Genomic DNA, 1420 nt, shown 5'->3' with positions numbered 1-1420 from the left:
TTTAGCATGGACAGTTAGAGTGTTATTGTTGTTTCTCCTTCAAAACCGTAAAAGAAATGCATAAAAAAGATGCAGATATAAATACAATATAAGATAAAACTTTTAAGGAGCAGAAAAATGAACGATTTTGAATTAAGATTGCCGAAAGAGCGCGAGGCTGTTCGTGCATCGCTTTCGACATGGGTTATGACCGAAAACCACAATCCAGACGAGCATGACATGGGAGTATTTACATTTGGTACTGGAGAACCTGCGCAAAAGAAAGTTTCACAAACGCATGAAGTGCGACCTGCGTTTATACCGGATGTTAAATCTAATCGTTTTAAATACTTAACTCAAAACTATGATTTTAAAAACCTTGAAGTGGGAAGAGAAGTTATTCTAAAAGATGGCAGAGTAACTAGGTTCGCCGGGAATAACGAGGCGGGGAACCCGATTTTGATATATTTTCATTCAGTAGGCGAACATGCATATGATGAATGGATCGGTAAACCTACTTCAACGAATAAATATGATGAGGCGACGATTAAATCTAGGGTTATAGAACCTTTAGCTGCTAAGCTTGATAAAGAACTTGGCGTCGAAGAAGTAAGCGTTATTCAAGAACTAAAAAAGGGTGCTGAGGAAAAGCCGGAGCAGTTTAAAGTGACTATTGATGTCTCAAAAATGAAGACAGAAGAATTGCTTGAAATAAAAAAGAATGTTGACATGGAATTAGGGCGAAGAAATCCTATTAGATAATGCTGTTTGATATATCGCGCAAAATGTTATAAAAAAATGATTGGGGAATATGATGATATACAAAGGAAAAATTAATCAGGAAGCGTTGGACAGAATAAAAAAAATATGCCTTGATACTGATGGGCTCAGGAAAACGGCGGATGAGAACATTGCTGAGGCGTACAAGGGGATTAACGCCGAAGCACAGAAGCTCTTTGGGGAAAGCACAAAGTTTTCTAGGAGCGCTGCTTTAGAAGAAATAAGGATAGTGTGCAATTGGTTGAGAAAAGACGCCATTGCTAAATTGAAAAAAGACAGCTCGATGGTTAATGAGAACTCGTATTTAGAAGCTGGCGTTATGGACTATGTTTTAGAAAATGGTCGATATCCTCTTGGGTGTGATATGGAACAGGTTGAGTTAAATGCTGAGGAAATGCGAATTAGGGCGATGACTTCAATCAAGGACATACTGCGCAAGAGCAATGTGGACATAAAGGCTGTGCAAAAAGAGATACTTGAAATGGCGGGGAAATTTTATCAGTATATGAGCGCAAATTCTTTTAGTATAAATTGCGAATATATTAAGCGCGGATTTCAAATGAAGGTCCTCGTGAATAAGCAACATATCCTTATCATCTATCGCTCTTTCGATCGGTCGCATCCCTCTTGAGTTTTCTAATAACATTTTGCGCGATATATC

The 1420-nt window shown here is 38.2% G+C and carries 2 protein-coding genes; both read left to right on the top strand.

What is annotated here, in order from left to right; genetic code table 11:
- The first annotated feature begins 117 nt into the window (after positions 1–117).
- Complete coding sequence (locus tag ACYVTD_RS12795; RefSeq protein WP_461248131.1) at positions 118–741, top strand: hypothetical protein; 624 nt, start codon at positions 118–120, stop codon at positions 739–741.
- 49 nt (positions 742–790) lie between these two features.
- The gene (locus ACYVTD_RS12790; RefSeq protein ID WP_461248130.1) at positions 791–1390 is read left to right on the top strand and encodes a hypothetical protein; all 600 of its coding nucleotides are present in this window, start codon (positions 791–793) and stop codon (positions 1388–1390) included.
- Positions 1391–1420: the final 30 nt, after the last annotated feature.

It is taken from the genome of Treponema sp. R6D11 (assembly GCF_054786075.1).
This window is presented reverse-complemented; position numbering and strand designations above follow the sequence as displayed.

Bases quoted from the DNA above. Each gene is read 5' to 3' on its own strand.
- ACYVTD_RS12795 (WP_461248131.1), top strand. From the start codon at position 118: ATGAACGATTTTGAATTAAGATTGCCGAAAGAGCGCGAGGCTGTTCGT.
- ACYVTD_RS12790 (WP_461248130.1), top strand. From the start codon at position 791: ATGATGATATACAAAGGAAAAATTAATCAGGAAGCGTTGGACAGAATA.